Source organism: Microbacterium sp. UNCCL10 (assembly GCF_000746195.1).
GTDB lineage: Bacteria > Actinomycetota > Actinomycetes > Actinomycetales > Microbacteriaceae > Microbacterium > Microbacterium saccharophilum.
Genome location: NZ_JQKT01000007.1, coordinates 930803 through 956082, shown reverse-complemented (window position 1 = coordinate 956082; position 25280 = coordinate 930803). Strand labels below are relative to the sequence as shown.

Genomic DNA, 25280 nt, shown 5'->3' with positions numbered 1-25280 from the left:
CATGCAGCTCGGAACGCGCTGGTCGAGCGGCGACGAGCCGCCGACCGCGGTCCCGGCCGTCCTGCGGCCGCAGATCGCGGCGGTCGATGCCGCGATGCCGGGTGATCAGCTCGGGCAGCCCCGGCCGCGCTGGACGCTGACGTGGCTCGAGGGCCGGCCCATCGCCGAGCTCGACACCGGCGTCCTCGTCGAGCTCGACGCGGCCGGGAACGTCGTCGTCCGCCACGACGTCGGCGACGAGTTCGGCTGAGCATCAGTCAGCGGCGGCTGCCGAGAGTGACTCTGCTCCCGCACGGCGGGTGCCTGCCACGACGAGGCGGGCGCTCACCAGTGCGGTGAGCACGACGACGGCGCCGCCGATCCAGAACGGCATCCGCAGATCTGCGCGGCCCACCCAGCCGCCGACGACGGTCGCGATGGGGAAGAGCCCCCAGGTGAGCGTGCGGATCACACCGAGCACCCGGCCGAACATCTCCGGCGGGACGATCTGCTGACGCAGGCTCCCCCACGGCACGTTCCAGATGGCGATCGAGCACGCCGACAGCGCGAACGAGGCGACGGCGGTCCAGACGCTCGGGGAGGCGCCGGTGCCCAGGAGCGTCACGCCGCTCGCGAGCACCGCGCCGAACATCACGGGACCCCGCCCGAACCTCTCGACCAGCCGCGGCGCAAGTAGCGAGCCGCCGAGCGCGCCGACGCCGATGCCGGCCGTCACGAACCCGATCGCGGCGGCGGGGACGGCCATCGTGTCGAGGAAGAACAGGATGATGACCGCCTGGGAGAAGGACAGCGCGGACCCGATCACCGAGGTGAAGACGACCATCGCACGCAGATACCGGTGTCGCCAGAGGAAGGCGAGCGCGTCGCGCGTGCTGACGCGACGTGACCCGTCATGGCCCGCTTTCTCCCCGGTGCGCACCGCCCGCGCGGCCGACAGCGGCAGCAACAGGGCGAGGGCGACCGGCACGATGTAGCCGAGCGCACCGAGCCACAACGGGAGGGCGAGCGAGACGGCGAACAGGATGCCGGCGATGGGTGTCGCGATGAAGCTGTCGATCGTGATCTGCGCCGCCTGCATCCAGCCGTTGGCCCGGTCGAGCCGGCGGCGCCCCACCACCCCCGGGATCGCCGCGTTCGTCGCGTTGTCGAAGAGCGTCTCACCGACTCCGAACACGAGGACGCCGAGGAAGAGCCACCAGATGGTGAGGCCACCGGAGACGGTCAGCAGCGCCAGCGCGAGCGCCACGCCGCCGCGCAGGGCGTTGGCGGACGCCATCACGACCCGCCGGTCGCATCGATCCACGATCATTCCGGCGGGCAGGCCGAACACGAGCCACGGGACGAAGGCCAGCGCCGCGATGATGGAGATGGCGAGCGGATCGCGGGTGAGCGTCGTGGCGATCAGCGGGACGGCGGTGCGGCCGAGGCCATCGGCGAGGTTGCTGAACGCCGCCGCGGTCCAGAGCTTGCCGAAGTCCCGGCCGAGCGAGGGACGGGTGTCCGTCACCGCCCGGCCGGGCCTGTCGAGACGGGTCACCCGTTGAGCCGCCCGCCGAAGCCGTACGTCGAGGCCGTGGCACGGACATCGAGTGCGCTGACGACGGTGCGGGCGGGCCGGGAGAAGGCGACGCGGCGCTCCAGGCGGGCGAGGACGAACGCGTCGATCCGATCCGAGGTGGTGAGCAGCGCGCGCTCGAACCAGGTGGCGCGCGCGAGAGTGCGGGGTGCGATGACTGCGGTCATGACTGTTCTCCGAGAGAGGGGAGCGGGAACAGGTCGGCACGGATTGTCACGGGCCGGACGTTCTCGCCGGTTTGATTGCGATAGGTGTCCACGGCTTCGTCGATGACGGCCATGATCTTCAGCGTCAGCTCTTTGCTCTGTTCGGGAGTGAGCCGCGTGGTGGCGGTGGAGATGAGCGTCCCCTCCTGCCATTCTTCGCTTTCGGCGGCGATGCCCCGGTTCACGAAGTCGAGGAGCTGGTCGTTGCGGTTGCGGAGGAACTCGCTCATCACGAGCTGCGTGGCCGCACGCCCGGCGGGCGTCGCCATCGCATCCGGATTGGTGAACGACACCCCGCCGACCGGACGCTCCCACCAGCGCTCCCGGGCCGTACCGCGGTCCGCGGCCTCACGGATCAGGTCGTGCTTGGCGAGCGCGCGAAGGTGGTAGCTGGTCGAACCGCTGGACTCCCCCAGGCGCTCGGCGAGGGTGCTCGCCGTCTGGGGGCCGTACTGGCTGAGGATGTCGTAGATCCGCACGCGCAGCGGGTGCGCGAGCGCCCGGAGTGCGCCGGTGTCGAGGACGCGGTCCTGGTTGTGCCGCGCCTCGGCGCGAGCCAGCGCATCCGCCTGCGCCCGAATATCGGGAGCGGTCTCGTTCTCTGCCATGCCCATCACGATACAGATGCAAAGACTTCTTTGCAACATGTCCTTTGCAAAGATTCCGCGGCATCGTTCTCGAGGAGTCGATAGGCTGACCGGATGACGATCGAGAACCCGCTGCTGTCCCCCTCATCGCTGCCGTACGGCCTGCCCGACTACGCCGCCATCCGGCCCGCCCACTACCTCCCGGCCTTCCGTCAGGCGTTCGCGCGGCACGCGGCCGAGGTCGCGGCGATCACGTCCGACCCCGCTCCCCCGACGTTCGAGAACACCCTGCTCCCGCTGGAGGAGAGCGGCCGGCTTCTCGGCGACGTCGCGCGCACCTTCTACACGGTGTCCTCCGCCGACGCGACCCCGGAGATCCAGGAGATCGAGGAGGAGCTCGCGCCGTTGATGTCGGCCCATCAGGACGCGATCCAGCTCGATGCAGCCCTCTTCGCACGCATCGCCGCCATCCACGCGCAGCTCGACGCGCTCCCGCTGACTCCGGAGCAGCGCTACCTCGTCGAGCGGCACCACCGCGAGATGGCGCACGCGGGTGCCGCACTGGGCGAGGATGCCAAGGCCGAGCTCACGGCGCTGAACCAGCGGCTGTCGACCCTGACGACGACGTTCGAGAAGAACCTCCTCGCCGACACCAACGACCTCGCGGTCGGCTTCGACACGGCGGACGAGCTGGAGGGGCTGACCGAGGGCGAGCTCTCGGCCGCCGCGCAGGCGGCCGCCGACCGGGGACTGGAGGGCAAGTGGGTCGTGACGCTCACCCTGTTCACGGGCCACCCCTACCTCTCGTCCCTCGTCCGCCGCTCCAGCCGCAAGCGCATCCTCGACGCCTCACGCTCGCGGGGTTCCCGCGGCAACGACGCCGACAACCGCGGGGTCCTGCGTGAGATCGTCCGGCTGCGCGCGCAGCGGGCGGCCCTCCTGGGCTATGAATCGCACGCCGCGTACATCACCTCCGACGAGACCGCCGGCTCGCCCGCAGCCGTGCACGACCTCCTCCGCCGGCTCGCCGTGCCCGCCGCCCGCAACGCCCGCAGCGAGCAGGCGGCCCTGCAAGCCATCATCGACGCCGAGACCGAGCCGTTCCCGCTGGAGGCGCACGACTGGGCGTTCTACACGGAGAAGGTGCGCGCGGCGGAGTACGACCTCGACCGGGGAGCCCTGCGCCCGTGGTTCGAATCCGAGCGGGTGCTGCGGGACGGCGTGTTCCGGGCCGCGACCGAGCTGTACGGCGTGACCTTCACCGAGCGCACCGACATCCCGGCCTACCACCCCGATGCCCGCGTCTTCGAGCTGCACAACGCGGACGGCTCCGAGCTCGGCCTCTTCGTCCTCGACCTGTACACGCGCGACACGAAGCGCGGCGGCGCGTGGATGAACTCGATCGTCTCGCAGTCGGCGCTGCGGGGCACCCGGCCGATCGTCGTCAACAACCTCAACGTGCCCAAGCCCGCCCCGGGCCGGCCGACCCTCCTGACCCTCGACGAGGTCACCACCCTGTTCCACGAGTTCGGGCACGCGCTGCACGGCCTCTTCGCAACCGTGACCTACCCGCACTTCGCGGGCACGGCGGTCTTCCGCGACTTCGTCGAGTTCCCCAGCCAGGTCAACGAGATGTGGATCTACTGGCCGGAGATCCTCGCCTCGTACGCGCGGCACGTCGACACGGATGAGCCCCTGCCGGCGGAGGTCGTGGAGAAGCTCCACGCATCCGAGGCGTTCAACCAGGGCTTCGCGACGAGCGAGTACCTGGCCGCGGCCTGGCTCGACCAGGCGTGGCACTCCCTCGGGGTCGCCGAGGCCGAGGCGGAGATCGACGTGGCGGCCTTCGAGGCGCAGGCACTCGCCGAGATCGGGCTCGACAATCCCGTCGTGCCGACGCGCTACTCCTCGACGTACTTCGCGCACGTCTTCTCGGGCGGATACAGCGCGGGGTACTACTCGTACATCTGGAGCGAGGTGCTCGACGCGGACACCGTCGAATGGTTCCGCGAGAACGGCGGCCTCACGCGCGCGAACGGCGACCGGTTCCGACAGCGACTCCTGGGCGTCGGCGGGTCGAAGGATCCGCTCGAGGCCTACCGCGACTTCCGCGGTCGGGATGCCGAGATCGACCCGCTTCTGAAGCGCCGCGGCCTGTCGGAATGAGCCTGGACGGCGACGGGGAACGCGGGGAGGATGTCATCATGACCGACCCTGCCTTCCCCGCCGCTGCGTTCGCTCCGGCCGAGCGGATCACGCTGCAGGCGACACCTCTTGCCGTGATCCGGGAGGAAGGCCTCCGCGTGGCGGATCTCGGCGCCGTGTTCGACCGCGGCTATACCGCGATCGGCGGACTCTTCCAGTCCGGTGAGCTCGTGCCCACCGGACCCGCGCTCGCGATCTACCACGGCGATCCGATGGGCGAGTTCGACCTCGAACTCGGGTTCCCCGTCACCGTGGCGCCGGCGGCTCCGATCGTTCGTGGCGACGTCGTCGTCCGGGCATCGCAGCTGCCCGCGGGCCCGGCGTTCGCCACCACCCACATCGGGCCCTACGACGGTCTCGGGGCAGCCTGGGGTGAGCTGGCGGGCGCCGCCGACGGGACGCCCACGGGCGTCTGGATCGAGAGCTACGTCGGAGAACCGGGCAGCACGGCGCCGGAGGAGCTGCGGACCGATCTCATCCTGCCGGTGCGGGACTGACCGCGTAGACGAGTCGCGCGAACTGGCCGACGGCCTTCGCGCTGACGAGCCGGAGCCGGTCCGAGTCCAGTCGGCGCGGGAGGAGGGGCGCCCCGCCGGTCAGCAGCACGGGCGCGATCGACACGGCGATCTCGTCGAGCGCGCCCGCGTCGAGGAACTGACCGGCCAGGTCACCGCCGCCCACGACCCAGATGTCGGTGTCGCCCGCCGCCTCCCGGATCGCGGGGAGTGCGTCGGCGACGGGGCCGGACACGAAGCGGATGTCCGCACCCTCGGGGCGCGGCAGGTCGCGCGTCGTGAAGACGAACGTGGGACGGTCGCCGTGGAAGTCCTGCCACTTCTCCGGGTGCGCGAGGATGTCGGACTCGGCGAGCACCCACTCGTAGGTCGTGGACCCCTCCACCAGCACCCCGGCGTTCCCGGGCAGCACCTCCGCATCGGGTGTCGTCCCGCCGTCGACGGCGAAGAGCCAGCTCAGCGAGTTGTCCTCGTCGGCGATCCAGCCGTTGAGAGAGGTCGCGGTGTCGAAAGTGATGCGCGTCATGACGTGACGCTACCGCCGGCCGCGGACACGCGCTCGATGCCGGCTCAGCCGAGGAGGCCGAGCCCTCCCGCGAAGGCACGGACCCGGTCGGCCATGGCGCGAGGGACCTCGGCGACGGTGAAGTGCCCACCGCGCTCCAGCCGCTCGAACGTGCGGATGTCACGGTAGAACCGGCGGGCCAGGGACTCCGGGTAGTCCCTCTCGTGACGCTGGATGTGGATGGACGCCGGCACCTCGACCGGCGGGATGGCATCGGGCTGATCGGCGCCCTCGTAATAGGGCCGGAAGGAGGTTCCGATGCTCTGCGTCGCCCAGTACAGCATCGCCTCGGTGAGGATCCGGTCGCGGGCGATGAGCTGCTCGACCTGGGACGGGTCGCCGCTCGGCGTGTCGCTCCACTCCACGAGCTTCTCCGCGAGCCACGCGAGCAGCCCGGCGGGCGAGTCGTTGAGCGCGGCAGCGAGCGTGTCGGGGCGCGTCGCCTGCACGTGGCCGTATGCGCCGCTCGCCGCGCCCCACGCGGCGAGCCGGTCGAAGAACGCCCGTTCGTCCTCGTCGTCGAGAGCAGCACGCTCGGCCTGTGACGGGAAATGCGCGTGCGTCACGACGATCCCCGCCACCGCATCCGGATGCGTCGCGGCGAGCAGATCGTTGACGTTCGCCGAGACGTCTTCGCCGTAGGTCAGGTAGCTCGCGTAGCCCAGGACGTCTGTCATGAGGGTATGCATGGTCTCCGCCAGTCGAACCTCCGTCATCGGTTCGTCGGCGTACGGCGTGGAGAAGGCGAAACCCGGAAAGCTCGGCACGACGACGTGGAAGTCGGGCAGCAGGTCGGCGAAGTCCAACTGCAGGGCGAACGTATGCGGCCATCCGTGCATGACGAGGAGGGCGGGCGCGTCCGGCCGGGCGGAGCGGAGATGGGCGAAGTGCACCGTCGTGTCGCCGATCGGCGCCCGGAACTGCGGGTGCGTGTTGAGCCATGACTCGCGGGCGCGCCAGTCGAAGGCGCCCCACGACGCGACGAGCGCATTCAGGTAGTCAGCGCTCATTCCTGCGGCGGGACGCCGCGGCGAATCGGGCAGCGCCCGCGTCCGCGACAGACGCGTACGCACGTCGTCGAGGACGGCATCCTCGACCCGGACGACGAAGGGTTCGACGGTCATGCGGCGACGCTACGCGCGGCATCCGACACCCAGCGCTGCCGCAGGGGCCCCGGGGCGTCAGGCGCTCTTGCGCTTCTGCCGGAGCACGAGCGTCGGCGCGGCGCCCTCCGTGACCGCGGGAAGCGTGACGATGACCTTCACGACGTCCTCGGCGGACGGGATCTCGAACATGATCGGCCCGAGCACGTCTTCGAGGATCGCGCGGAGGCCGCGGGCGCCGGTCTTGCGCGCGACGGCGAGATCGGCGATCGCCATGAGCGCGTCGTCGTCGAACTCCAGCTCGACGCCGTCCAGCTGGAACATCCGCTGGTACTGCTTGACGAACGCGTTCTTGGGCCCGGTGAGGATCTCGATGAGCGCCTTCTGGTCCAGCGGCGACACCGAGGTGACGACGGGCAGGCGGCCGATGAACTCGGGGATCAGGCCGAACTTGTGGAGGTCTTCGGTCTGCACCTCGCTGAACAGGTCGAGGTCCTTGCCCTTCTCGTGCAGCGGGGCGCCGAAGCCGACGCCGTGCTTGCCCACGCGGGCCGAGATGATGTCCTCGAGACCCGCGAAGGCGCCCGCCACGATGAACAGGACGTTCGTCGTGTCGATCTGGATGAACTCCTGGTGCGGGTGCTTGCGGCCGCCCTGCGGCGGGACCGAGGCCACCGTGCCCTCGAGGATCTTCAGCAGCGCCTGCTGCACGCCCTCGCCCGACACGTCGCGCGTGATCGAGGGGTTCTCGGCCTTGCGGGCGATCTTGTCGACCTCGTCGATGTAGATGATGCCGGTCTCGGCGCGCTTGACATCGAAGTCCGCGGCCTGCAGGAGCTTCAGGAGGATGTTCTCGACATCCTCCCCGACGTACCCGGCCTCCGTCAGCGCGGTCGCGTCGGCGACGGCGAACGGGACGTTGAGGCGCTTCGCGAGCGTCTGCGCGAGGTAGGTCTTGCCGCAGCCGGTGGGACCGAGGAGCAGGATGTTGCTCTTGGCGATCTCCACCTCGTCGGCGCGCTGCTCGGCCGGCTGCAGGGTCGCGTGGGCGCGGACGCGCTTGTAGTGGTTGTAGACGGCGACGGACAGCGCCCGCTTGGCGGGGTCCTGACCGACGACGTACTCCTCGAGGAAGGAGAAGATCTCGCGCGGCTTCGGCAGATCGAAGTCAGCGACGGCGCCGTCTCCGGACTCCGCCATCCGCTCTTCGATGATCTCGTTGCAGAGTTCGACGCACTCGTCGCAGATGTACACGCCGGGGCCCGCGATCAGCTGCTGGACCTGCTTCTGGCTCTTGCCGCAGAAGGAGCACTTGAACAGGTCGGCGCTCTCACCGATACGAGCCATGGCGCCCTCCTTCAGGGTTCACTGCGAATGCGTTCTCGAGCCTAATCGCTGACACCGACAACGTGGCGGATTGCGACGGGGATTGCGGAAGCCGGACGACGAAGCCCCGCCCGAGGTGGGCGGGGCTCCGGTGCGTCGATCAGACCGTGATGGCCGACGGCGTGCGCTTGCGCGAGGTGAGCACCTGGTCGACGATGCCGTACTCCATCGCCTCGGACGCCGAGAGGATCTTGTCGCGGTCGATGTCCTTGTTGACCTGCTCCTGGGTGCGGTTGGTGTGCCGCGCCATCGTCTCCTCGAGCCAGGTGCGCATGCGGAGGATCTCCGCCGCCTGGATCTCGATGTCCGACGCCTGCCCGTGGCCGGCCTCGCCGACGGCGGGCTGGTGGATGAGGATGCGGGCGTTGGGCAGCGCGAGGCGCTTGCCCGGCGCGCCGGCGGCCAGCAGGACGGATGCCGCGGATGCCGCCTGGCCGAGGACCACCGTCTGGATCTCGGGCGAGACGTACTGCATCGTGTCGTAGATCGCCGTCATGGCCGTGAAGGAGCCGCCGGGCGAGTTGATGTACATGATGATGTCGCGGTCGGGGTCCTGGCTCTCCAGCACGAGGAGCTGCGCCATGACGTCATCCGCGGACGCGTCGTCGACCTGGACGCCCAGGAAGATCACGCGGTCCTCGAACAGCTTGTTGTAGGGGTCCTGGCGCTTGTAGCCGTAGGCGGTGCGCTCCTCGAACTGCGGGAGGATGTACCGGCTGGAGGGCATCTGCACGCCCTGCGGGACGCCGAAGGTCGGGGTGTTCATTTCTGGATGTTCCTCCGGTGCTTTCAGTTCTCGGTTCCGCCGCCGCCGATGACATCGGACGCGGATTCGCGGATGTGGTCGACGAAGCCGTACTCGAGCGCCTGGTCCGCCGTGAACCAGCGGTCGCGGTCGCCGTCGGCGTTGATCTGCTCGACGGTCTTGCCCGTCTGCGCCGCCGTGATCTCGGCGAGGCGCTTCTTCATGTCGAGGATGAGCTGCGCCTGCGTCTGGATGTCGCTGGAGGTGCCGCCGAACCCGCCGTGGGGCTGGTGCAGCAGGACGCGGGCGTTGGGCGTGATGTAGCGCTTGCCCTTCGTGCCGGCCGTCAGCAGCAGCTGACCCATCGACGCGGCCATGCCGATGCCGACGGTGACGATGTCGTTCGGGACGAACTGCATCGTGTCGTAGATCGCCATGCCGGCCGTGATCGAGCCGCCGGGCGAGTTGATGTAGAGGTAGATGTCCTTCTGCGAGTCCTCGGCGGCGAGCAGGAGGATCTTGGCGCAGATCTCGTTCGCGTTCTCGTCGCGCACCTCCGACCCGAGCCAGATGATGCGGTCCCTCAGCAGTCTGTCGAAGACGCTCGTCGCGACAAGTGGTTCAGCCATGAATGCTCCTGTTTCCGGGTTGCGGTTCGTCAATGAATCTACCGACGCGCCGCGAGCGACCCGCCCGTGTTCGCCGTCGGCATATCGGGCGGCCGGCGGAGACGACGAACGGGCGGATGCCGCAGCATCCGCCCGTTCGCGAAAGGGGTCTTACTCGGCGTCGGCCTTGGGGGCGGCAGCCTTCTTCGCGGCCGGCTTCTTGGCCGGGGCCTTCTTCGCGGGCGCCTCCTCGGCGGCCGCCTCGTCGGCGTCGGCCTTCTTGGCCGCCGGCTTCTTGGCGGGAGCCTTCTTCGCCGGCGCCTTCTTGGCGGGCTTCTCCTCGGCGGAGGTCTCCGACTCGGCGGTCTCGGACTCGGCCGTCTCGGCGTCGTCGTCCTCGGCGGCGAAGCCGGTCAGGTCGACGGCCTTGCCGTTCGAGTCGACGACGGAGACCTTGCCGAGCGCGATCGCGAGCGCCTTGTTGCGGGCGACCTCGCCGATCATGGCGGGCAGCTGGTTGCCCTGCTGCAGCGCGTCGACGAACTCCTGCGGTGCCATGCCGTACTGCGCAGAGGACTGGATGAGGTACTGCGTCAGCTCCTCCTGCGAGACCTGCACCTCGTGCTTCTCGGCGAGCTTGTCGAGGATCATCTGGGTGCGGAACTGCTTCTGGCTGGCCTCGGTGACCTCGGCGCGGTGCACGTCGTCCTCGAGGCGGCCCTCGCCCTCGAGGTGCGCGTGCACCTCGTCCTCGACGAGCTGCTCGGGGACGGGGATCTCGACCTTCTCCAGCAGCGCCTCGACGAGCTTGTCGCGCGCGGCGGCACCCTGCGTGAAGACGGACTGCTGCGACACGCGCTCGACGAGGCTCTCGCGGAGCTCGGCGATGGTGTCGAACTCGCTCGCCATCTGGGCGAAGTCGTCGTCGGCCTCGGGGAGCTCGCGCTCCTTGACGGCCTTGACCGACACGGAGACCTCGGCCTCTTCCCCGGCGTGGTCGCCGCCGATGAGCTTCGAGCGGAACGTGGTGTCCTCACCTGCGGTGAGGGATTCGATGGCCTCGTCGATGCCCTCGAGGAGCTCGCCGGAGCCGAGCTCGTACGACACGCCCTCGGCGCGGTCGATCTCGTTGCCGTCGATCGTGGCGACGAGGTCGAGTTCGACGAAGTCACCGGTCGCGGCGGGACGGTCGACGGTCACCAGCGTGCCGAAACGCGCACGGAGGCGGTCCAGCTCGGCGTCGATCGCGGCGTCGTCGGTCTCGACGGCGTCGACCTCGATCGTGACGTCGTCGTAGGACGGCAGCTCGAACTCGGGGCGGACGTCCACCTCGACCTCGACCTTGAGGTCGCCGGAGTAGTCCTTCTCGCTCGGCCACTCGACGATCTCCGCCGACGGACGGCCGACGATGCGCACCTCGTTGGCCGTGACGGCCTCGCGGTAGAACGTGTCGAGGCCCTCGCTGACGGCGTGCTCGAGCACGGCGCCGCGGCCGATGCGCTGATCGATGATCGGCGCGGGGACCTTGCCCTTGCGGAAGCCGGGGATCTGGACGTCCTGGGCGATGTGCTCGTACGCGTGCGCGATGCTGGGCTTGAGCTCGTCCGGGGTGACCGTGATGTGGAGCTTCACCCGGGTGGGGCTGAGCTTCTCGACGGTGCTGGTGACCATGCCTGTTCGTTCTCCTCCGTGAAGCGGCCGCGCACATGCGCGTCCGCTGGTGGTCTGGTTCTGGGGGCCGTTGTCGGGGCGACAGGATTTGAACCTGCGGCCTCCCGCTCCCAAAGCGGGCGCTCTACCAAGCTGAGCTACGCCCCGGGCGCGCACGCAGGCGAGCGCCGAAATACGGCCGCGGGTCAGTCTAGCCGACGCGTCCGCGGATCCCGGTGGCGGGCCCCGGATGCTAGCGGGCCTGCACCCACTGCGCGCGCCACTCCGGCGCCGGGAACGGCTTCGTCCAGTACGCCGTCTCCTTCGCGATCTTGCCGTCGCGCAGTTCGAAGATGAAGACCGTCTGGTAGGGATCGCCGTCACCGTAGTCGAGGTCGGCCTCCGCGACCCAGAGGTCGCCCTCCCCCGTGATCCGTCGCGGAGTGATGCTCGGCAGTTGCGGGAACGCCCCGTACACGCCGCGGCGATTGTCTCCTCCGACGATCCGCTCCCCCGACTGCGGCCATTCCATGACCGCGTCCTCATGGAAGACGGCATCCATGCCCGGCACGTCGCCCGCGTTCAGTGTGGCGATCAGCGCCTCGATGACCTGCTGTCCCGACATCATCGTCTCCTCCCGTGATCCGCGCGGAGGCTGGCGTCAGGGGGCGATGCCCGGTCGTGTATTAGGATGGATCGGTGCCCGTCAGCGGGCGCACGGGGATGTAGCTCAATGGTAGAGCCTCAGTCTTCCAAACTGATGGTGCGGGTTCGATTCCCGTCATCCCCTCCGAACTCCTCCTCCCGCAGCATCCCGACCGATGTCGCACAGGCGTCTCCCCGCCAGGCCTCGATGCCTTCGCGGACCGCGAAGGCGGCGATCACGAGCGCGGCGAGGGAATCGGCCCACCACCAGCCGAACCACCCGTTCAGCATCAGGCCGATGAGCACCGCGGCGCTCAGATAGGCGCAGATGAGGGTCTGTTTCGAGTCGGCGACGGCGGTGGCCGATCCGAGTTCGCGGCCGGTCGTCCGCTCCCACCACGACAGGACCGGCATGACGACGACGCTGACGGCGGCGACGAGGATGCCGAGGGTGGAGTGCTCCGGCTCGGCCCACACCCCCGTGAGGGTGAGCGCGGCGCTCACCGTCACCCATGCCGCGAGGGCGAAGAACGCCACCGCGATCACACGGAGGGTGGGCTTCTCCCACCGCTCCGGGTCGCGTCGCGTGAACTGCCACGCGACGGCCGCCGCGGAGAGCACTTCGATCGTGGAGTCCAGGCCGAACCCGATCAAGGCCGTCGAGGACGCGGCGGCACCGGCCGCGAGGGCGATGACCGCCTCGACGAGGTTGTAGGTGATCGTGGTGCCGACGATGAGTCGGATGCGGCGCTGGAGCGCCGATCGGCGCACCGACGTGAGCGAGGTCACAGCACTGCCTCGCAGGAGTCCGCGTCGCGGTTCATGACGCCCCTTTCAGTGCGGGTGCCGGTGGTGTGCGTCCGGGTAGTGCTCGTGCGAGGGCGTGACGGCCTCGTGCGTGTGCACATGCCGGTGCCGCGCCCCGGCCGGCAGCACCGCGCCGCCCGGATGCTCGTGCTGGTGGTGTTCGTCGTGCGTGTGCCAGTGCTCGTGGGTGAGCGCCTCGTGGGTGTGCTCGTGTTCGTGGTGCTCGGTCAGATGCAGCCACACGCCCGTGGCCATGAGGGCGGCGGCGATCACGAGAGGCAGCGTGACGGGCTCCCCGAGGAGGACCGCGAGCACGGCGCCGAAGAACGGGGCGACGGAGAAGTACGCGCCGGCACGCGCCGTGCCGACGTGCCGCATCCCGACGATGAAGAGGGCGAGCGAGACGCCGTAGGCGAACAGGCCGACGGCCATCGCCGCCCCGACTGCCCAGATCCGCGGAAGCTCGGCGCCGAGGACGAACGCGAGGGCGAGGTTGACGGGTCCGGCGACCATGCCCTTCACCGCCGCGAGCCACGTCGCATCGTTGAGCGGAACCTTGCGGGTGAGGGTGTTGTCCAGGCCCCAGCACAGGCACGCGCCGAGGATCGCGAGGGCGGGCCATCCGGATCCGAAGTCGGACCCCACGGCACGCTCAGGAGGACCGCGCCCGCCACGATCGCGACCATCCCGAGCGCGATCCGCCGGTCGACGTTCTCGCGGAAGACGACCCAGGCGAGGAGTGCCGTGAAGACGGCCTCGGCGTTGAGCAGGAGCGACGCGCCGGATGCCGGCATCCCCGCGAGACCCGCCATCAGCAGGACGGGCGCCACGACACCCCCGAGGAGGACGGCCCCCGCCAGCGGAGGGAGTTCCTGCCGAGGGATGCGGACCCGCGGCGCCCGCCGGACCAGCCGCCATGCCGTGAGACCCAGCCCAGACCCGGTGTACAGCAGCCCGGCGAGCAGCCACGGGCTCACTTCGCCCAGGAGCAGCTTCGCAAGGGGCGTGCCCGCGCCGAACAGGACCGCCGCTGCGACCGCTGCCTGCACGCCGACCTGCCGGGCACCTCTCATGCCTCAAGTATCGTCCGGGCGTCCTCTCGTAGCGCACCGCGGCGGCTCGGCCGGCTCAGGCGGCTCAGGCGGCTCAGGCGGCTCGGCCGGCTCAGGCGGCGAGGTAGTCGTAGCGTCGGCGTCCGCCCAGGCGTGGGGTCTGGTGCGGGTCGACGTGCGCGGGTGGGATGAACCACACCCGCGCGCCGACACCCGTCCCGTCGATGCGGATGTTCCACCCGTTGTCGTGGATGCGGTGGTGACAGGACTCGCAGAGCAGGACGCCGTTGGCCAGGTCGGTGGGCCCTCGGTCTCTCGCCCACCACCGGATGTGGTGGACCTGCGCATGGCCGGGTGGGACGCCGCACATCGCGCAGCCGCCGTCGCGTTCGGTGAGCGCGAGTCTCTGCGCCCTCGTGAACAGGCGCCGCTGCCGGCCCCAGTTCAGGATCTCGCTGTCCCCGCCGAGCACGACCGGGATGATCCCGGCGTCCGCCGCCATCCGCCGGGCCGTCGCGATCGAGACGGGGGCGGCGAGCCCGTCGATGGTGGCGTGCCCGGTCCCGGCGCGGAGGTCCTCCAGGGTCATCCGGACGACCACGGTCGCACCCTGCAGCGGGGTGTCGCGGTGCGCGCAGCCGAGCAGGTGTTCGCAGATCTTCACCAGCGCATCGGCGCGCATCATCGTCACGCTGCGCCGCGGCGCATCCACATCGCTCGAGGCGTCCGCGTCGCGCTGCGCGCCGAGCTCGGCGCCCACGATCGCGTCGATCGCGACCATGATCGCCGCGCCGTGCTCCGGGTCGAACGCGCCGGTCAGGTGCAGCATCCCGGACCGATCCTCCTGCACCCGCAGGAACCGCTGCCCGCGCAGCTCCTCCTCCCGCGGCGGCACCCCATCCGGATCCAGCTGCGCCTCCGCACGCGCGATGACCTTCGCCAGCTGATCCAACGTCAACCCCGGCGCCTGCCCGGCCAGGGTCCGCTCCGCCGCCTCCAGATCAGCCGGGTTCACGCGGAGGGCGACCCGATCCAGCATCGACACAATCAATCGCCGACGCCGCCAACGCCCCGATCGCCCCGGCCGCCAACGCCGCAGCCACGTGCGGGTGCTTCGCCGGGGCCTCTCCCCCGCTCAGCAGCACCCGCGGCGCGGTCGCATCCCCCACCTGCACCAGCCGCGACGCCTCCCCGTTCGTCGTGCCGAGAGTTGAGGCGAGCAGCGCGGTGGCGGCGCGGAACCCGTTCGCCTTCGCGAGACTGTCGGCACCGAGTTCCGGCCGCGACTGCCGGGCGGTCTCCGCCGCGACCTGCGTCGACGCCGCCTCCAACAACCGTCGCGCCGTCCCCAGCGCATCGTTCACCGCGAGCAACCGCGCCCGCCGACCCGGCCGGCCGGCCACACCGCGCGCGCCGCCGTCACCGCCTCAAGCAGAGCATCCATCGGAGAATTCATACCCCGAAGCTATCCCGCACCTCCGACATCCTTCGAAGATCTGTTCTAGCTGTGTATGACCACCAGAACACGACCGCAGTGCAGGAACCGGCGACCGGCGCCACCGCGCCGGAGTCGCTAAACCCCGGCTTCCCCAGCCTCCGGCCCCGCCTCACCGAGCTCCCGCAGGAAGCTCTCCGGCAGCACCACGTTCTCCGGCGCCCCGGCGAAGAATCCGGCGACCTCGGCCGGCGTATAGCCGGCGATCCCGCATCCCACCTCGGTGACGAGGAACCGCAGCTCCGGATGCTCCGCCGCGAACGCGACGAATCGCGCCGCCTGCGCCCGGAAGACGTCGAGCCCCGACATCGTGTCGATGCCATACGACTGTCCCTGCAGCCCCTCGGCCTGCCCCCACACGGCGCCGAAGCGCTCATGCGCGAAGCGGGCCGCGCCGCCGCCGTGGGCGCCGTGCGCGTTCGAGCCGAAGACGAAGACCTCGTCCGCCGCCAGCCGCTCGATCCGCATCAGTGCGCCGCCGTGGCCTCGGCGTGGTTCGCGGAGTGCGTCCGGTAGACCTGCGCGTTGCGCAGCAGGCCGGCCTTCTCCTCCTCGCTGAGCTCCCGCCGCACCTTCGCGGGGACGCCGGCGACGAGGGACCCGTCCGGCACGACCGTGCCCTCCAGGACGACCGCTCCCCCGGCGATGAGGCAGCCGCTCCCGATCTCCGCGCCGGAGAGGATGACGCTCCCCATGCCGACGAGCGAGCCGTCGCCGATCGTGCAGCCGTGCACGACGGCGTTGTGCCCCACCGAGACGTCCCGGCCGATGACGACCGGGTGACCGGCATCCACGTGCACCGACACGTTGTCCTGCAGGTTGCTGCCCGCGCCGAGGGTGATGGCGGCGCTGTCGCCGCGCACGACGGCGTTGTACCAGACGCTCGCGCCCTCTTCGAGGGTCACGTCTCCGATGATGCGGGCACCGGATGCCACGAAGGCGGACGCGTGGATGCGGGGGCTGTGCCCCGACACGGACAGGACGGAGGCATCGTCGGCGATCGTCATGGTCCCGACGATATCGCGCACCGGCCCGGGTGCCGACACCGGTTAGCCCAGCCTCGGCTTGCTTGCGGAATGCCCGCTGCTGAGTAGCGTTGCACCCACAGCGGGACCGGACACCCCGCTGAAGGAGACGAAGCATATGAACGAGACGCACACCATCCCCATGAGCGCGACCGACCCCGAGGTCGCCGCCGGAACCGCGCAGTTCCTCACCCCCGTCGTGCTGGGACTCCAGGGCCTCGCCGTCAACGGCAAGCAGGCCCACTGGAACGTCCGCGGCAGCAACTTCATCGCGATCCACGAGCTCCTCGACACCGTCCTCGCCAACGCCCAGGGCTTCGCCGATGAGGCGGCCGAGCGCATCGTCGCCCTGGGCCTCCCGATCGACGCGCGGGTGTCGACGGTCGCCGCCAAGACGAAGCCGACGGCCGTGCCGGCCGGCTTCACGCAGTGGCAGCAGATCATCGCCGCCGTCGTGGGCGACATGGATGCCGTCATCGCCGACGTCCAGGCCGCCATCGACGGGCTCGACGAGATCGATCTGACCAGCCAGGACATCGTCATCGGCATCAAGGCCGGGCTCGAGAAGGACCGCTGGTTCCTCTCCGCCCACCTCGCCGGCTGACGCCGACACGCAGCGATCCGACGCCCCGGGCCCGTGCCCGGGGCGTCGTCGTGTCAGGCGACGTGCGTGAGCCGCCCCTGGAGCAGGGTCGCGGAGACCCGCGTGCCGCGCAGCGCGCCCTCGTCCGCGGTGAGCGGGTCGCGGTCGGCGACGACGAGATCGGCCACGCTGCCAGGGGCCAGCGCGCTCCCCGCCTCCGAACCCCCTGCGGTGGAGGCGGCCAGCGCGGTCGCGGCATCGAGCGCCTGCTCGGGTCGCCACGCGGGGCGACCGTCCCGGGTGCGCCACACGGCGGCCGCCATCGCCGCCCACGGATCGAGTGGGGAGACCGGGGCGTCGGAGCCGAACAGGAGGTTGGCTCCGGCGTCGGCGAGAGCACGCAGCGGGTACGGCACCGCGGTCTGCCCCGCCCAGATGGCGTCGGTCATGTCGCGGTCGTCCACGGCGTGCTCGGGCTGCACACTGGCACCGACCCCGAGACGGGCGAAGCGGGCGATGTCGGCGTGCGCGACGAGCTGCGCATGCTCGATCGTGCCGTGCGCGCCGGTCGCGGCGAACGCGTCGAGCGCGTACGTGTTGGCGAGGTCGCCGATCGCGTGCACCGCGGCGGCCATCCCCGCCGCCGTCGCGGTCGTGAGCAGCTCCCGCAGCTCCTCCGGCGACACGGTCAGCAGACCGTGGTTGTGCGGGTCTCCGGGATAGGAGTGCGAGCAGGCCGCCGTGCGCGTACCGAGCGAGCCGTCGGTGATGACCTTGAGCGGACCCATCCGCACGAGGCCCGCCGGATCCAGCGCATCGCCGGTCGCCAGCCCCTCCGCGATCGCCCGGTGCAGGAGCGCCGGGTACACACCGAACGACACGCGCGTCGTGTCGAAGCCGGCATCCAGCCGCCGCGCCCACGCCTCGGCGTTCCAGGCCATGTCGAAGTCGACGATCCCGACGACGCCGCGCCCCGCAGCGGCCTGCAGCGCCGCGGCGACGAGGCGGTCCCCCACCACCGGGTCGGCGGCGTTGAGGCGCCGCGAGATCTCGAACGCGGGCTCCTCGCGCAGGACGCCCGAGCCGTCGACCGGGAACCCCTCGCGCTGCAACGCGGCCGTGTTCAGCCACACGCTGTGCACATCCGCGTTGATGAGGTACGTCGGTATGCCGCCGGTTGCGGCATCGAGGAGCTCCAACTCCATGACGTCCGGCCACAGCGCGTCACGGAACCCCGCCCCGATGCGCCGGCCGTCCTGCAGGACCGGCGCGGATGCCGTCAGCGCGGCCGCCTCGCGCGCCGAGCGCGCCGCCCCGAGGTCGTGCCGCTGCGCCGCGAGCGCCCACTGCACGGTGTGCACGTGGTGATCCCAGAGCCCGGGCAGGACGTAGCCGCCGGCGGCGTCCAGCATCCTGCCGGTGCGGGGCAGGGCGCCGGCGGGGGCGATGTCGACGATGCGCCCTCCGCGCAGGTGCACGTCCACGGGGTCGCTGCCGAACGGGTCGAGCCGGTCGGCGCCGGTGAGCCGGGCGTCCGTGATGATGTCGACGTGCGCGCCGCGGTCCAGGCTCATCGGGCGTCCCCCGCGCGCCGCATGGCGTCGCGGGCGCGGCGCATCTCGGCGGGAAGCCGCGGATCGGCGTAGGGGCTGGAGCCCGCCTCGAGTTCCGCGATGATCGTGTCGACCGTCTCGCCGGGGCGGTTCTGGCTGAGCTTGCGCTTGGCGACGACCTTCGTCGGGGTCAGCCGGAAGCCGACGGTGCCCTGCGCGAGACGGCGCACGTACCCGGGGTCGTTCGGGGGCTCCCACAGGAGCCGGGGGCCCGGCAGCGCCGTCTCGAAACGCGCCACGAGCCGCTCCAGCACGCGCAGGTTCTCCTCGGGGCCGAGGATCTCCGGAATGCCGGAGAGATGCACCGAGACGAAGTTCCAGGTCGGCACGTTCGGACCGGCCGGGTACCAGCCCGGTGAGATGTACCCGTGCGGGCCCTGCACGACGACGAGCAGCTCGCGCTCGCCGAGACCGTGCACGGCGTCGTCGGGCTTGCCGACGTGGCCCACGATCGTGAGGTCGTCGCGGTCCTCATCCAGCAGCACGGCGTAGTGCGAGGCGACGAGTCCGTCCGGGGTGTCGCTGACCAGCGTCATCCACGGGTTCTGCTCGATCACGCGCCGCAGCTCGCCGACGTCGGTCATCGCGAAGCTCGGGTTCTGTCGCATGGCTCCCTCATCCCCTCGTCACGCCTGGCACCGCGGACACCAGTACAGCTTCCGGGCGGCCAGCTCCTCGAGCACGATGGCCGTGCCGCACACCCGACAGGGCAGCCCCGCGCGGCGGTACACCCAGTGCCGGTCGTCGCGATTGGCCATCGCGAGCCGGTACGCGGCCGGGTCCAGGTCGTCCATCGTCATCATCTGGCCGGTCTCGACGCCGATCGCGAGGAGCCGCACCCAGTCGCGCCAGATCTGCCGCACGATCTCCTCCGGCACCTCGCGACCGGGGGTGTGCGGGTTCAGGCGCGCGCGGAACAGCAGCTCTGCGCGGTACACATTCCCGATTCCGCCGACGACGCTCTGGTCCATAAGGAGGAGCGCGATCGAGGTGGGCTTACGGCGGACGACGGCGGTGAAGCGCTCCTCGCCTTCGGCAGGGTCGTCGACGAGGGGATCCGGGCCGAGCTTCGCGATCGTGGCCCCGACCTCGTCGGGAGTCTGCAGCACGCACGCCGTCGGGCCGCGCAGGTCCGCGCACGTCGTGTCGGTGAGCAGTCGCAGCCGCACCTGGCCCACGACCGGCGGCGGCCACTCGTCACCGTCTTCGCCGAGGCCCTGCGTCTGCTCGCTCATCCGGACGTGCACGCGCGTGCGACGCGGGGCGCCGATCGAGCTCAGCGAGTTCTCGCCCGCGTCGTCCAGGATCGGGGCGAGGTCGGTGCCGCGCTGATTCGTCTGCCCCATCCGGCCGTTCGCCGACGCGATGGTGGGATCGACGAGAATCTCCCCCGCGAAGTCCCACGCGCCGTACAGACCCAGATGCACACGCAGCCACAGGTCGTCCTCGAACGCGAGGAACATCTGCTTGCCCACGGCGCGCGCCGCCGTCGCCTCCCGCCCGGAGAGGAGCGCGGCCCCCTCGGCGAAACGACCCTGCGGGCTGCTGGCCGAGACGGTGCGGCCCACGAAGTTGCGGTCGAACTGGCGCGCGATGCGGTGGACGGAATGGCCCTCGGGCATCAGCCCGCTTCCGGGTCGATGGCGTCGGCGGACTCGCCGCCGTGCGGCGCCTGCGCGCGCGGGTCCGGCTCCAGAGACCCGTCGGTCTCGTATGCGGCCAGCTGCGCGATGCGGCGCGCGTGCCGCTCCTCGCCGGTGAACGGCGTCGCGATGAAACGGTCGATGAACGACGCCGCCTCGTCGAAGGTGTGCTGGCGCGCGCCGATGGAGATCACGTTGGCGTCGTTGTGCTCGCGTGCGAGCTCAGCGGTCGCGAGGTTCCAGACGAGGGCGGCGCGGATGCCGCGCACCTTGTTCGCGGCCATCTGCTCGCCGTTGCCGGAGCCGCCGAACACGACGCCGAGCGCCTCGATCCCGGCCGCCTGATCGCGGGCGACGGCCTCGGCCGCGCGGATGCAGAACGCCGGGTAGTCATCCAGCGCGTCGTACTCCAGCGGACCGTGATCCACGACTTCGTGGCCGTTCGCGGCGAGGTGGTGCTGGAGCTGGGTCGAGAATTCGAGGCCGGCGTGGTCGGTCGCGATGTGGATGCGCATGGCATCCATCCTAGGGACGCTCGTAGCGGGCGGATCCCGTCGCGCGACAGCGATATGATGATTCCATCATGCCATTCACCCGCGCCCAGCGACCCCTCTACGAAGTGAAGGCCAACCTCTTCAAGGGCCTCGCGCATCCGTTCCGGATTCGCATCCTCGAACTGCTCTCCACGGCACCCGAGCGCAGCGTCGCCAATCTGCAGGCCCAGACCGGGCTCGAGGCCTCGCACCTCTCGCAGCACCTTGCCGTGCTGCGCCGGCACCGGCTCGTGGAGTCCGAGCGGCGCGGCAGCCACGTCTTCTACCGGCTCGGCGACCCGGCCGTGGGGCGGCTGCTCGCGGTGGCCCGCGACCTCCTCGTCGAGGTGCTGGCCGCCGACGGCGACCTCCTCCGCGATGTCGCGACGCTCCCCGCGCTCGCGGCGCCGGAGACTCCCGAGGCCGGCCGCTCATGAACGAGCGCCCCGCCCCGACCCGTGCGCGCCGCGCCGCGGTCTTCCTCGCCGGCCTGCTGCCGTCGCGGGCCGACTACGCCTCCGCCCGCCGCACGTGGCGGCGCGACCTGCTCGCGGGCGTCACGGTGGGCATCGTCGCCCTCCCGCTCGCTCTCGGGTTCGGCGTCAGCTCGGGGGTCAGCGCGGAGGCGGGGCTCATCACCGCGATCGTCGCCGGCGTCATCGCCGCCGTGTTCGGCGGCTCGCACGTCCAGATCTCCGGACCCACCGGCGCGATGGCCGTCGTGCTCCTGCCGATCGTCGCGCAGCACGGGGTCGGCTCGGTGGCGACGGTGGCCCTGATCGCCGGGGTGCTGGTGCTCGTCGCGGGTCTCCTGGGGCTCGGCCGGGCAGTCTCCTTCATCCCCTGGCCCGTCATCGAGGGCTTCACGCTCGGGATCGCGGTCATCATCTTCCTGCAGCAGATCCCGCTCCTGACCACCGGTCACGCGTCTTCCGCGACCGACCACAGCAGCAACGCCGTGATCGCCGCCATCCAGGCCCTCACCGCCGCGGACCTCGGCTACCTGGCCTGGGCCGTCGGCGCCGTGGCGATCGTGGCCGCCTGCATGATCCTCGCCCCCCGAATCCACCCCGCAGTGCCGGGCTCGCTGGTCGGCATCGCGATCGTGACGGTGCTGGCGCTCCTGCTGCCGAGCCCGCTGGCCCGGATCGGAGCCCTGCCGGGAACCCTGCCCCTGCCGACGCTCCCCGCACTCGATCCCGCAGTGCTCCCGAGCCTCGTGGCACCCGCCCTGACGGTCGCCGCCCTCGCCGCCATCGAGTCGCTCCTCTCGGCGCGGGTCGCGGCGGCCATGGCCGACACGGGGGCCTACAACCCCGATCGGGAACTGGTCGGCCAGGGTCTGGCGTCCCTCGGCGCGTCGCTGTTCGGCGGGCTGCCGGCCACCGGCGCCATCGCCCGCACAGCCGTCAACGTCCGCTCCGGCGGCCGGTCGCGCATCAGCGGCATCTTCCACGCCGTCGTCCTGCTCCTCGTCGTCCTCGTCGCCGCCGGCCCCGTCGGGACCATCCCGCTGGCGGCGCTCGCGGGCGTCCTCATGGTGACGGCGGTACGCATGGTGCAGCGCGACACGGTGCGCGCGATCCTCCGCTCGACCCGTGCGGATGCCGTCGCCTTCGTGCTCACGGCGGTCATCACCGTGTCGTTCGATCTCATCGTCGCGGTCGTCATCGGCGTCGTCTTCGCGGGGGTCTTCGCGATCCGGAGCCTCTCCCGCGCGTCGGGGGTGCAGCGCGAGGCGCTCCCCGGCGACCCGGAGCCCGGGGACGAGCGCATCGCCGTGATCCGCTTCGACGGTCCGCTGTTCTTCGCCGCCGCCGACCGCGTCTTCGACGAGGTCAACGCCGTGCGAGGCGTGTCGGTCGTGATCCTCCGGATGTCGCAGCTCGAACTCGTCGACGCGACGGGAGCCCGCATCCTCGGCGACATCGTGCAGGCCCTGGAGCGTCGCGGGGTCACGGTGCTGCTCAAGGGCGTCCAGCCCCGTCACGCCGACCTGTTCCGGACGGTGGGTGTCCTCGGGTCGCTGCGCCACCACAATCATCTCTTCACCGAACTGGCGCCCGCGGTGGCGCACGCCCGCAGTCACGTGCGGCGCGAGACCGCGGGCGCGTAGTCTGGGGAGGTTGCCGCGGGCGCCAGCAGCGCCCGACCGCGGCATCCACCCTGACCTTGGGAGCCATGCACGTGCCTGGAGAGAACCTCACCCGCATCGAGGCGCAGGAGCGCCGCGCGATCGTCGACACCACCTCGTACGAGGTGAGCCTCGACCTCACGACCGGGCCGGAGGTGTTCCGATCCCGCTCGGTGATCCGCTTCACCGCCGCCGAGGGGGCGGCCACGTTCATCGACCTGATCGCCCGCACCGTCCACGCGATCACGCTGAACGGTCGCGCGCTCGACCCCGCCGCCGTGTTCTCCGACTCGCGCATCGCCCTGGACGGCCTGTCCGCCGACAACGAGCTCGTCGTCGAGGCCGACTGCCTCTACACGAACACGGGTGAGGGCCTGCACCGCTTCGTCGACCCCGTCGACGGCGAGGTCTACCTCTACTCGCAGTTCGAGGTTCCCGACTCCCGGCGGGTGTTCGCCGTGTTCGAGCAGCCCGACCTCAAGGCGACGTTCCAGTTCACGATCACGGCGCCCGCCGCGTGGAAGGTCGTCTCCAACTCCCCCACCCCCGAGCCGGTGCCGGCCCAGGACGGCGCGGCGACGTGGACGTTCGAGCCCACTCCGCGGATCTCGTCCTACATCACGGCGCTCGTCGCGGGCCCGTACGAGGCGACGTTCTCCGAGCTGACGAGCGCCTCCGGCCGCGTCATCCCGCTCGGCGTCTACGGCCGCAAGAGCCTCTGGCAGCACCTGGACGCGGACTACATCTTCGAGAAGACCCGCCAGGGCTTCGCGTACTACGAGGAGAAGTTCCAGGTCCCGTACCCGTTCGCGAAGTACGACCAGCTCTTCGTCCCGGAGTTCAACGCGGGAGCGATGGAGAACGCCGGCGCCGTGACGTTCACGGAGACCTACGTCTTCCGCTCGAAGGTGACGGATGCCGTGAAGGAGCGCCGGGTCGTCACGATCCTGCACGAGCTCGCGCACATGTGGTTCGGGGACCTCGTCACGATGAAGTGGTGGAACGACCTGTGGCTGAACGAGTCGTTCGCCGAGTGGGCGTCCACGATCGCGACGGCCGAGGCCACCGAGTGGACCGAGGCGTGGACTACGTTCAACGCCATGGAGAAGACCTGGGCGTACCGCCAGGACCAGCTGCCCTCGACGCACCCCGTGGTCGCGACGATCAACGACCTCGAGGACGTGCAGGTCAACTTCGACGGCATCACCTACGCGAAGGGCGGCTCGGTCCTCAAGCAGCTCGCCGCGTGGGTCGGGATCGAGGCGTTCTTCGCCGGTGTCTCGCAGTACTTCCAGAAGCACGCGTGGGGCAACACCGAGCTGTCCGACCTGCTGACCGAGCTGGAGGCCACGAGCGGCCGTGACCTCTCCACGTGGTCGCGGAAGTGGCTCGAGACGGCCGGCGTGAACACGCTGTCCCCGGAGATCAAGACCGACGACGCCGGGATCATCACCCGCTTCGCGATCGTCCAGACGGCTCCGGCGGACTACGCGACGATCCGCCCGCACCGCCTCGGTGTCGGCTTCTACTCGCTGACCGACGGCGCGCTCGTGCGCACGCACCGCGTGGAGATCGACGTCGACGGCGACCTGACCGAGGTCGCCGAGCTCGTCGGCATCGCCCGCCCCGACCTCGTCCTGCTCAACGACGACGACCTCGCGTACGCGAAGATCCGCCTGGACGACCGGTCGCTGCGGACGGCCATCGAGCACCTCGGCAAGATCAGCGACCCGCTCGCCCGCTCGCTCGTCTGGGGCGCGGCCTGGGACCAGACCCGCGACGCGGAGGCCTCCGCCTCCGACTACGTCGACCTCGTGCTCCGCAACATCGGCGCCGAGACGGAGTCCACCACCGTGCGGACGACCCTCGCTCAGCTGCAGCTCGCCGCGAACGCGTACGTCGCGCCGGAGAAGCGCGACGCGACACGGGAGAGGGTCGCCGAGGGCCTCTGGGCCCTCGCGCAGGCGGCGGAAGCGGGCAGCGACAGCCAGCTGCAGTTCGTCACGGCGTTCGCCTCGGCCGCGGCCACCCCGGCGCAGTGGGAGCAGGTCCGCGCCCTCCGCGACGGGCAGACCGCGCTCGAGGGTCTCGAGATCGACGCGGACCTGTCCTGGGCCCTGCTGGTCTCCCTCGCCGCGGGCGGGCTCGTCACGACCGCCGACATCGACGCCGCCCTCGCGGCCGACAACACGGCCAAGGGCGGCGAGTTCGCCGCACAGGCGAAGGCCGCCCTGCCGACCGTCGACGCCAAGCGCGCCGCCTGGTCGTCGCTCATCGACACCGCCGACCTGCCGAACACCGTCGTCCGCTCCGCGGCGCTCGGGTTCACGCACCCGGCCGGCGTCGAGGCGCTCCGCGCGTTCGTGGACGACTACTTCGACATGCTGCTGCCGATCTGGGAGGACCGCACCTACCAGATCGCGAACTACCTCATCACGGGCCTGTACCCGGCGCCCCTCGCGGACCGCGCGCTGCGCACGGCGACGCGGGCGTGGCTCGACGCGCACGGCGATGCCGCCCCGGCCCTCCGCCGTCTCGTGCAGGAGAACCTCGCCGGCGTCGAGCGGGCGCTGTCCGTCCAGGAGCGCGACGCCCAGTAGGCCA

28 protein-coding genes and 2 tRNA genes are annotated in these 25280 nt (G+C 70.9%); 8 read left to right on the top strand and 22 right to left on the bottom strand.

Features of this window, described 5'->3' with window-relative positions; translation table 11 throughout:
* The first annotated feature begins 1 nt into the window (after nt 1).
* A complete protein-coding gene (locus BR85_RS04840) occupies nt 2-250 on the top strand; it encodes a hypothetical protein (RefSeq protein ID WP_028495511.1) in 249 nt (82 codons plus the stop codon).
* A gap of 3 nt (nt 251-253) precedes the next feature.
* Here BR85_RS04840 and BR85_RS04835 read toward each other — a convergent pair whose 3' ends face one another.
* The 3 genes from BR85_RS04835 to BR85_RS04825 are packed head-to-tail and all read right to left on the bottom strand — an operon-like array spanning nt 254 to nt 2390.
* On the bottom strand, nt 254-1537 hold the full coding sequence (locus BR85_RS04835) for an MFS transporter (protein WP_081782664.1): 1284 nt from the start codon (nt 1535-1537) through the stop codon (nt 254-256).
* Nucleotides 1534-1743 (bottom strand): hypothetical protein, encoded by a 210-nt coding sequence (locus BR85_RS04830; RefSeq protein ID WP_028495509.1) that lies wholly within the window; start codon nt 1741-1743, stop codon nt 1534-1536. Before BR85_RS04830 ends, BR85_RS04835 begins: the two co-directional genes overlap by 4 nt.
* On the bottom strand, nt 1740-2390 hold the full coding sequence (locus BR85_RS04825; RefSeq protein ID WP_081782663.1) for an ArsR/SmtB family transcription factor: 651 nt from the start codon (nt 2388-2390) through the stop codon (nt 1740-1742). Before BR85_RS04825 ends, BR85_RS04830 begins: the two co-directional genes overlap by 4 nt.
* A 93-nt stretch (nt 2391-2483) precedes the next feature.
* On the opposite strand from BR85_RS04825, the gene BR85_RS04820 reads away from it, so the two are divergent.
* A complete protein-coding gene (locus BR85_RS04820; protein WP_028495507.1) occupies nt 2484-4535 on the top strand; it encodes a M3 family metallopeptidase in 2052 nt (683 codons plus the stop codon).
* A gap of 38 nt (nt 4536-4573) precedes the next feature.
* Complete coding sequence (locus tag BR85_RS04815) at nt 4574-5071, top strand: GyrI-like domain-containing protein (RefSeq protein WP_036272242.1); 498 nt, start codon at nt 4574-4576, stop codon at nt 5069-5071.
* On the opposite strand, the gene BR85_RS04810 is transcribed toward BR85_RS04815, so the two are convergent.
* The 8 genes from BR85_RS04810 to BR85_RS04775 all read right to left on the bottom strand — a co-directional run bounded on the left by BR85_RS04810 (nt 5049) and on the right by BR85_RS04775 (nt 11771).
* Nucleotides 5049-5615 carry a dihydrofolate reductase family protein gene (locus BR85_RS04810; protein WP_028495506.1) on the bottom strand — a complete coding sequence of 189 codons (567 nt, stop codon included), beginning with the start codon at nt 5613-5615 and terminating at the stop codon, nt 5049-5051. The two genes, BR85_RS04815 and BR85_RS04810, sit on opposite strands and share 23 nt — an antisense overlap.
* 44 nt (nt 5616-5659) lie before the next feature.
* Nucleotides 5660-6778: an epoxide hydrolase family protein gene (locus tag BR85_RS04805; protein WP_028495505.1), complete on the bottom strand. Its 1119-nt coding sequence runs from the start codon at nt 6776-6778 to the stop codon at nt 5660-5662.
* A 57-nt stretch (nt 6779-6835) separates the two neighbouring features.
* On the bottom strand, nt 6836-8104 hold the full coding sequence (gene clpX, locus BR85_RS04800; protein WP_028495504.1) for an ATP-dependent Clp protease ATP-binding subunit ClpX: 1269 nt from the start codon (nt 8102-8104) through the stop codon (nt 6836-6838).
* A gap of 139 nt (nt 8105-8243) precedes the next feature.
* The gene (locus tag BR85_RS04795; protein ID WP_028495503.1) at nt 8244-8909 is read right to left on the bottom strand and encodes an ATP-dependent Clp protease proteolytic subunit; all 666 of its coding nucleotides are present in this window, start codon (nt 8907-8909) and stop codon (nt 8244-8246) included.
* Nucleotides 8910-8932: 23 nt separating this feature from the next.
* Nucleotides 8933-9517: an ATP-dependent Clp protease proteolytic subunit gene (locus BR85_RS04790; RefSeq protein ID WP_028495502.1), complete on the bottom strand. Its 585-nt coding sequence runs from the start codon at nt 9515-9517 to the stop codon at nt 8933-8935.
* A gap of 150 nt (nt 9518-9667) precedes the next feature.
* Nucleotides 9668-11167, bottom strand: coding sequence for a trigger factor (tig, locus tag BR85_RS04785; RefSeq protein ID WP_028495501.1), 1500 nt, complete (start codon nt 11165-11167; stop codon nt 9668-9670).
* A 73-nt stretch (nt 11168-11240) separates the two neighbouring features.
* Nucleotides 11241-11314, bottom strand: a tRNA-Pro gene (locus tag BR85_RS04780).
* Nucleotides 11315-11399: 85 nt separating this feature from the next.
* Nucleotides 11400-11771 carry a nuclear transport factor 2 family protein gene (locus BR85_RS04775; RefSeq protein WP_028495500.1) on the bottom strand — a complete coding sequence of 124 codons (372 nt, stop codon included), beginning with the start codon at nt 11769-11771 and terminating at the stop codon, nt 11400-11402.
* Nucleotides 11772-11865: 94 nt separating this feature from the next.
* Between BR85_RS04775 and BR85_RS04770 the strand changes: the two genes are divergently transcribed.
* Nucleotides 11866-11936: transfer RNA gene (locus BR85_RS04770), tRNA-Gly, on the top strand.
* On the opposite strand, the gene BR85_RS15140 is transcribed toward BR85_RS04770, so the two are convergent.
* The 7 genes from BR85_RS15140 to BR85_RS04745 all read right to left on the bottom strand — a co-directional run bounded on the left by BR85_RS15140 (nt 11891) and on the right by BR85_RS04745 (nt 16152).
* Nucleotides 11891-12580 carry a cation efflux transmembrane domain-containing protein gene (locus BR85_RS15140; RefSeq protein WP_081782711.1) on the bottom strand — a complete coding sequence of 230 codons (690 nt, stop codon included), beginning with the start codon at nt 12578-12580 and terminating at the stop codon, nt 11891-11893. The two genes, BR85_RS04770 and BR85_RS15140, sit on opposite strands and share 46 nt — an antisense overlap.
* Nucleotides 12581-12625: 45 nt before the next feature.
* A complete protein-coding gene (locus BR85_RS15785) occupies nt 12626-13177 on the bottom strand; it encodes a DMT family transporter (protein WP_269319968.1) in 552 nt (183 codons plus the stop codon).
* Nucleotides 13117-13671 (bottom strand): DMT family transporter, encoded by a 555-nt coding sequence (locus BR85_RS15780; RefSeq protein ID WP_269319966.1) that lies wholly within the window; start codon nt 13669-13671, stop codon nt 13117-13119. The genes BR85_RS15785 and BR85_RS15780 overlap by 61 nt, the downstream gene beginning before the upstream one ends.
* 91 nt (nt 13672-13762) lie before the next feature.
* Nucleotides 13763-14689 carry an HNH endonuclease gene (locus BR85_RS15775; protein ID WP_051526148.1) on the bottom strand — a complete coding sequence of 309 codons (927 nt, stop codon included), beginning with the start codon at nt 14687-14689 and terminating at the stop codon, nt 13763-13765.
* Nucleotides 14652-15014, bottom strand: a complete 363-nt coding sequence (locus BR85_RS15770) for a DUF222 domain-containing protein (protein ID WP_269319965.1) — start codon at nt 15012-15014, stop codon at nt 14652-14654. The genes BR85_RS15775 and BR85_RS15770 overlap by 38 nt, the downstream gene beginning before the upstream one ends.
* Before the next feature lie 209 nt (nt 15015-15223).
* Nucleotides 15224-15613 (bottom strand): A1S_2505 family phage non-structural protein, encoded by a 390-nt coding sequence (locus tag BR85_RS04750; protein ID WP_028495498.1) that lies wholly within the window; start codon nt 15611-15613, stop codon nt 15224-15226.
* Nucleotides 15613-16152: a gamma carbonic anhydrase family protein gene (locus tag BR85_RS04745; RefSeq protein WP_036272466.1), complete on the bottom strand. Its 540-nt coding sequence runs from the start codon at nt 16150-16152 to the stop codon at nt 15613-15615. The genes BR85_RS04750 and BR85_RS04745 overlap by 1 nt, the downstream gene beginning before the upstream one ends.
* A 136-nt stretch (nt 16153-16288) precedes the next feature.
* Here BR85_RS04745 and BR85_RS04740 point away from each other — a divergent pair, with 136 nt between their 5' ends.
* Nucleotides 16289-16774, top strand: coding sequence for a Dps family protein (locus BR85_RS04740; protein WP_028495496.1), 486 nt, complete (start codon nt 16289-16291; stop codon nt 16772-16774).
* A gap of 53 nt (nt 16775-16827) precedes the next feature.
* Here BR85_RS04740 and BR85_RS04735 read toward each other — a convergent pair whose 3' ends face one another.
* From BR85_RS04735 to BR85_RS04720, 4 genes are read right to left on the bottom strand one after another with little or no spacing between them, the layout of a single operon-like run.
* A complete protein-coding gene (locus tag BR85_RS04735; RefSeq protein WP_028495495.1) occupies nt 16828-18327 on the bottom strand; it encodes an amidohydrolase in 1500 nt (499 codons plus the stop codon).
* Nucleotides 18324-18974 carry an FMN-binding negative transcriptional regulator gene (locus BR85_RS04730; protein WP_028495494.1) on the bottom strand — a complete coding sequence of 217 codons (651 nt, stop codon included), beginning with the start codon at nt 18972-18974 and terminating at the stop codon, nt 18324-18326. Before BR85_RS04730 ends, BR85_RS04735 begins: the two co-directional genes overlap by 4 nt.
* 18 nt (nt 18975-18992) lie before the next feature.
* Nucleotides 18993-19988, bottom strand: coding sequence for an Fpg/Nei family DNA glycosylase (locus BR85_RS04725; RefSeq protein ID WP_028495493.1), 996 nt, complete (start codon nt 19986-19988; stop codon nt 18993-18995).
* The gene (locus tag BR85_RS04720; RefSeq protein WP_028495492.1) at nt 19988-20524 is read right to left on the bottom strand and encodes a ribose-5-phosphate isomerase; all 537 of its coding nucleotides are present in this window, start codon (nt 20522-20524) and stop codon (nt 19988-19990) included. Before BR85_RS04720 ends, BR85_RS04725 begins: the two co-directional genes overlap by 1 nt.
* 68 nt (nt 20525-20592) lie before the next feature.
* Between BR85_RS04720 and BR85_RS04715 the strand changes: the two genes are divergently transcribed.
* The 3 genes from BR85_RS04715 (at nt 20593) to pepN (ending at nt 25276) form a co-directional block, all read left to right on the top strand.
* Entirely contained in the window at nt 20593-20979 is a 387-nt protein-coding gene (locus tag BR85_RS04715; protein ID WP_028495491.1) for an ArsR/SmtB family transcription factor, read from the top strand.
* Nucleotides 20976-22658, top strand: a complete 1683-nt coding sequence (locus tag BR85_RS04710; protein WP_051526146.1) for a SulP family inorganic anion transporter — start codon at nt 20976-20978, stop codon at nt 22656-22658. The genes BR85_RS04715 and BR85_RS04710 overlap by 4 nt, the downstream gene beginning before the upstream one ends.
* A gap of 71 nt (nt 22659-22729) precedes the next feature.
* The gene (gene pepN / locus BR85_RS04705; RefSeq protein WP_028495489.1) at nt 22730-25276 is read left to right on the top strand and encodes an aminopeptidase N; all 2547 of its coding nucleotides are present in this window, start codon (nt 22730-22732) and stop codon (nt 25274-25276) included.
* Nucleotides 25277-25280: the final 4 nt, after the last annotated feature.

Bases quoted from the DNA above. Each gene is read 5' to 3' on its own strand.
- BR85_RS04840 (WP_028495511.1), top strand. From the start codon at position 2: ATGCAGCTCGGAACGCGCTGGTCGAGCGGCGACGAGCCGCCGACCGCG.
- BR85_RS04830 (WP_028495509.1), bottom strand. From the start codon at position 1,743: ATGACCGCAGTCATCGCACCCCGCACTCTCGCGCGCGCCACCTGGTTC.
- BR85_RS04825 (WP_081782663.1), bottom strand. From the start codon at position 2,390: ATGGCAGAGAACGAGACCGCTCCCGATATTCGGGCGCAGGCGGATGCG.
- BR85_RS04820 (WP_028495507.1), top strand. From the start codon at position 2,484: ATGACGATCGAGAACCCGCTGCTGTCCCCCTCATCGCTGCCGTACGGC.
- BR85_RS04815 (WP_036272242.1), top strand. From the start codon at position 4,574: ATGACCGACCCTGCCTTCCCCGCCGCTGCGTTCGCTCCGGCCGAGCGG.
- BR85_RS04810 (WP_028495506.1), bottom strand. From the start codon at position 5,615: ATGACGCGCATCACTTTCGACACCGCGACCTCTCTCAACGGCTGGATC.
- BR85_RS04805 (WP_028495505.1), bottom strand. From the start codon at position 6,778: ATGACCGTCGAACCCTTCGTCGTCCGGGTCGAGGATGCCGTCCTCGAC.
- clpX (WP_028495504.1), bottom strand. From the start codon at position 8,104: ATGGCTCGTATCGGTGAGAGCGCCGACCTGTTCAAGTGCTCCTTCTGC.
- BR85_RS04795 (WP_028495503.1), bottom strand. From the start codon at position 8,909: ATGAACACCCCGACCTTCGGCGTCCCGCAGGGCGTGCAGATGCCCTCC.
- BR85_RS04790 (WP_028495502.1), bottom strand. From the start codon at position 9,517: ATGGCTGAACCACTTGTCGCGACGAGCGTCTTCGACAGACTGCTGAGG.
- tig (WP_028495501.1), bottom strand. From the start codon at position 11,167: ATGGTCACCAGCACCGTCGAGAAGCTCAGCCCCACCCGGGTGAAGCTC.
- BR85_RS04775 (WP_028495500.1), bottom strand. From the start codon at position 11,771: ATGTCGGGACAGCAGGTCATCGAGGCGCTGATCGCCACACTGAACGCG.
- BR85_RS15780 (WP_269319966.1), bottom strand. From the start codon at position 13,671: ATGAGAGGTGCCCGGCAGGTCGGCGTGCAGGCAGCGGTCGCAGCGGCG.
- BR85_RS15775 (WP_051526148.1), bottom strand. From the start codon at position 14,689: ATGCTGGATCGGGTCGCCCTCCGCGTGAACCCGGCTGATCTGGAGGCG.
- BR85_RS04750 (WP_028495498.1), bottom strand. From the start codon at position 15,613: ATGCGGATCGAGCGGCTGGCGGCGGACGAGGTCTTCGTCTTCGGCTCG.
- BR85_RS04745 (WP_036272466.1), bottom strand. From the start codon at position 16,152: ATGACGATCGCCGACGATGCCTCCGTCCTGTCCGTGTCGGGGCACAGC.
- BR85_RS04740 (WP_028495496.1), top strand. From the start codon at position 16,289: ATGAACGAGACGCACACCATCCCCATGAGCGCGACCGACCCCGAGGTC.
- BR85_RS04735 (WP_028495495.1), bottom strand. From the start codon at position 18,327: ATGAGCCTGGACCGCGGCGCGCACGTCGACATCATCACGGACGCCCGG.
- BR85_RS04730 (WP_028495494.1), bottom strand. From the start codon at position 18,974: ATGCGACAGAACCCGAGCTTCGCGATGACCGACGTCGGCGAGCTGCGG.
- BR85_RS04725 (WP_028495493.1), bottom strand. From the start codon at position 19,988: ATGCCCGAGGGCCATTCCGTCCACCGCATCGCGCGCCAGTTCGACCGC.
- BR85_RS04720 (WP_028495492.1), bottom strand. From the start codon at position 20,524: ATGCGCATCCACATCGCGACCGACCACGCCGGCCTCGAATTCTCGACC.
- BR85_RS04715 (WP_028495491.1), top strand. From the start codon at position 20,593: ATGCCATTCACCCGCGCCCAGCGACCCCTCTACGAAGTGAAGGCCAAC.
- BR85_RS04710 (WP_051526146.1), top strand. From the start codon at position 20,976: ATGAACGAGCGCCCCGCCCCGACCCGTGCGCGCCGCGCCGCGGTCTTC.